The following is a 3,274-nucleotide window of genomic DNA, read 5'->3' as shown; positions in this document are numbered from 1 at the left end:
TGCATCCCGCGCATGAGGTTCTCCTCCGCTCGCTGGTCACCGTGCACAAAGCCAGGGACGTACGCTCCCAAGTCCAGTGGCGGGGGCGGCGCGGAATATGGCTGACCGGAGATCGACGCACCGAGGTTTTGATCCCATTGCTGCGGGCTTGGCTGATTGACACTTTGTGCTGGCGAATGGGCGGGTGAAGCCATCCCATGCCAAAAGTTCGCCGTGTTCCAGCTATCCCCTGGCAGCTGGCCGGCCTGATCTGCTGCCTGCCAAATCTCCTCCGCATTGACGCTTTGCGGCGAGGGAATGGGTTGGTCCACCGTTTCCACTGCCCTCCAGATTTCTTCTTGGTTGACACTGAGCACCGGTGAGTGGGCGGGCTGATCCGCCCCTTCCGCCCCTTCCGCCGCACGCCAAATCTCCTCTTGATCGACACTTCGCACTGGCGAGCAGGCGGGTTGATCGATTGGCTGGTGAGAGCTACCTTCCCCAGCGCGCGAACTTCCCTCCCCGAGGGTCTGGCGGTAGCTCTGAAGCATGCCCAGTCCCCTCCTCGCGTCACGATGATGCGGGAGCAACGTCGCAGCCCAGTGGCGCAGCGTCTCGTCACCTAGCCCAACAAGACCCAGGCCGCGACTCTGGAGTGCTTCAGACAACGCGCGGAGGCCGCTACAATAGTCTTTGATAAGTCTCTCCGTTATCCGAGGCGATGCCGCATTGGCCGCCAGCTGGATGAGGCGCTGGTCTTCAGGAGAGACCTTATGCCTGCCGCGATAAAGCTGCTGCGGCCCGGCTGGTTCCGCTTCGCGTAGGTGCTGCTCAAAGTCCACCTGCGCAGCCTGCTCTCCTTGCTGTTGTTGCAGCCTGGCGTAGTTCGTTGCGAAATTTGGATCAAACGGATCGAGATTACGAAATGGGTCCATACTTCCCTCCGAATAGGGCGGGTTTGCAGATTTGAGCAGCTCAGCTCGGATCAGCTTTTAATCGTGCCAGCTTTCGAAAAGCTGACGAGCCCTTTCAACTAGCCTTTTCACCCTGGCGGGAGAAAAAATTGGAGGTTTGTGGATTTGTTGCAACGGGTGAATAGAGGGCGCAGATGGGTCGGAACAAGATGGGATGGCTGCCGCCCCTCCCCAGACGGCATCGGAATTGACCAGGTTGTGATCGTTAAAGGTCACGCAGCGGATCGTGCCGGCGCCGCGAGTGGAAGATAGAAGATAGACGTCTGGAGAAACATACCGGCAAGTTTGCGGACGGTCGCATGTTCTTCGGCCGCCATCATCAGAGCCGACACATCGTTGCTTTCTACCATGGTTTCGAGTCTAGATGGTGTAACGGGCTTTTAGAGACGAGACCGAAGTCTTCCGGTTGAGGCGGTCGTCCTCACAATGATGATGTGAACGGCGTCATGGCCGAAGCCAGCGCCAAAAAATCTAGGAGAGATTACCGACGGCGACGGCCGAACCGGACGGGTGCTGAACCTGCTCTACCTCGTCGACAAGGGCCTGCTGGACATCCCGGTGCTTTATCTCAGCCGCTTTATCATCGGCAACAAGCGCGCCTATTACGATCGGCTTCTGGCCGTCACGACCGAGTCCGCATGGGAGGACTGGATCCTCTACATGCTCGAGGCGATCCGAGAGACGGCCAACTGGTCGACGGCGCGCATCCGGCCATCCGGGACCTGCTCGATCAAACCGCGGAGTGCATCAGGCGCGACCTGCCGAAAATCTATTCGCGCGAGCTGGCCGACGTGATCTTCGTGAATCCCTATTGCTGCATCGGCGATCTGGTGGCGGCCGGCATCGCTAAAAGGCAGGCGGCATCGGTTTATCTGAAGACCCTCGCCGAGCACGGCTTGCCGCGGCGGCAGGTGATACGGGCATCTCAGTTCGCAACCTGGTCTTCGCGGCTCACGGTCTCGATGGTCAGTCCGAGAAAGTCGGCAATGTCGGCGCGTGTAACCGGGAGATCGAAGCGGAGCTTGCCAGACGGTGAGCGGGATCGATGTAATACCAAGAGTCATGGGGTTTGACCGACATGGGCCCATTGGCGCATGCCGATTGATGTGATGGTCTCGGAAGCTGCGAGGAGTTTCTGCCAGGCGTCGCAGGCCGCATCGATGATATCGTCATAGCTGTCGAAGACACGGTTGGAGAGCCAGTTCTGGCGCATATACTGCCAGACGTTCTCGACCGGGTTCAGCTCCGGCGCGCGCGACGGCAGGAAGATTGGGGTGATGTTGTCCGGTATGCTGAGGTTTGCGGTGGTGTGCCATCCGGCGCGATCCATGACGAGTACGGCATGGGCGCCCTTTTCGACATGGCGGCTGATCTCGTTGATATGGAGTTGCATGGCCTCGGTATCGGCAAACGGCAGTGCGAGAGCCGCCCCGGTACCACGTGCTGGGCAGATGGCGCCGAACAGGTAGGCGCTCTTGTAGCGCTGGTCGGCCGGCTGTCGCGGCCGCGTGCCGCGTCTGGCCCACTGCCGTACAATCCCGTTCTTCTGGCCGATCCTTGCTTCGTCCTGGAACCAGATCTCCACCTTCGTGCGCAGCGGCAAGTCGCAAAGATGCGCCTTCAGCGTGCGAGGCCAGTTTTTTTGAATTCCTCGATGATATGGGCATCCTGCGCCGGATGACGCGGTCGCACACTCATGTGGGAGAAGCCGAGCTTGTGCAGCAGCTTCCCGACATAGCGCGCGTCATAATCAATGCCGAAGCGGTCCTTGATGGCTTTCTTCAGGTCGATCCGCCGCCAGCGAACGACGCCATCGACGGCACGATCCGGGCCCTTCTCCACAAGCGCGGCGAGTTCGGCCTGCTGCTCATGCGACAGCCGGGACGCTGGTCCCGGCGCCCATTGGTCCACAAGACCATCGGGGCCGGCCGTGTTGAACCGATGCACCCAGTCGCGTAGCGTCTGGCGATCCATCCCGCCGATCCGGGCCGCATCGGCCCGGCTCATGCCGTCCAGAACCGCCGCGATCGACAACAGCCGGCTGCTCTGGCGCGCATCCTTTGAGTTCCGGGCAAGACGGCGAAGCTCCCCCGCCGAAAAGTCCGTCCGTAACTTCACCGCTGATCCCATCGCCGAATCTCCTTCGGCAATAGGGAATCACGGCGCGCAAATCGGCCAAAATCACAAAAGAGTCAGCAGCCAAGACCGTTGGTATAAGTAGCCATGAGAACAAAGCTTGCAACCTTTCGGATGCCGTCTTGCGCCCCAACGCCGTCATCCAGTCGCGCGCCTCATCGAGTTCATTTAGCGCGTGTCCGAGC

2 protein-coding genes and 3 pseudogenes are annotated in these 3,274 nt (G+C 60.3%); 2 read left to right on the top strand and 3 right to left on the bottom strand.

What is annotated here, in order from left to right; all coding sequences use genetic code 11:
- Window positions 1–914: pseudogene (locus ACWGS9_RS34345) on the bottom strand (hypothetical protein); the annotation flags it as partial.
- 549 nt (window positions 915–1,463) lie between these two features.
- Between ACWGS9_RS34345 and ACWGS9_RS34340 the strand changes: the two are divergent.
- Window positions 1,464–1,748 carry a Fic family protein gene (locus tag ACWGS9_RS34340; RefSeq protein WP_454509371.1) on the top strand — a complete coding sequence of 95 codons (285 nt, stop codon included), beginning with the start codon at window positions 1,464–1,466 and terminating at the stop codon, window positions 1,746–1,748.
- Window positions 1,712–1,792, top strand: a pseudogene (locus ACWGS9_RS34335) (hypothetical protein); the annotation flags it as partial. The gene ACWGS9_RS34340 and the pseudogene ACWGS9_RS34335, both read left to right, overlap by 37 nt.
- A gap of 104 nt (window positions 1,793–1,896) precedes the next feature.
- On the opposite strand, the pseudogene ACWGS9_RS34330 reads toward ACWGS9_RS34335, so the two are convergent.
- Together ACWGS9_RS34330 and ACWGS9_RS34325 are read right to left on the bottom strand one after the other, a co-directional pair.
- A pseudogene (locus tag ACWGS9_RS34330) lies at window positions 1,897–1,977 on the bottom strand (helix-turn-helix domain-containing protein); the annotation flags it as partial.
- Window positions 1,978–2,013: 36 nt separating this feature from the next.
- Window positions 2,014–3,083, bottom strand: a protein-coding gene (locus tag ACWGS9_RS34325; RefSeq protein WP_454509370.1) for an IS630 family transposase whose coding sequence is annotated in 2 segments (ribosomal slippage) — window positions 2,014–2,597 and window positions 2,597–3,083 — 1,071 coding nt in all. Because the reading frame shifts where the segments join, the coding sequence is not laid out codon by codon here.
- Window positions 3,084–3,274: the final 191 nt, after the last annotated feature.

It is taken from the genome of Mesorhizobium sp. Arg314, from assembly GCF_053714275.1.
This window is presented reverse-complemented; position numbering and strand designations above follow the sequence as displayed.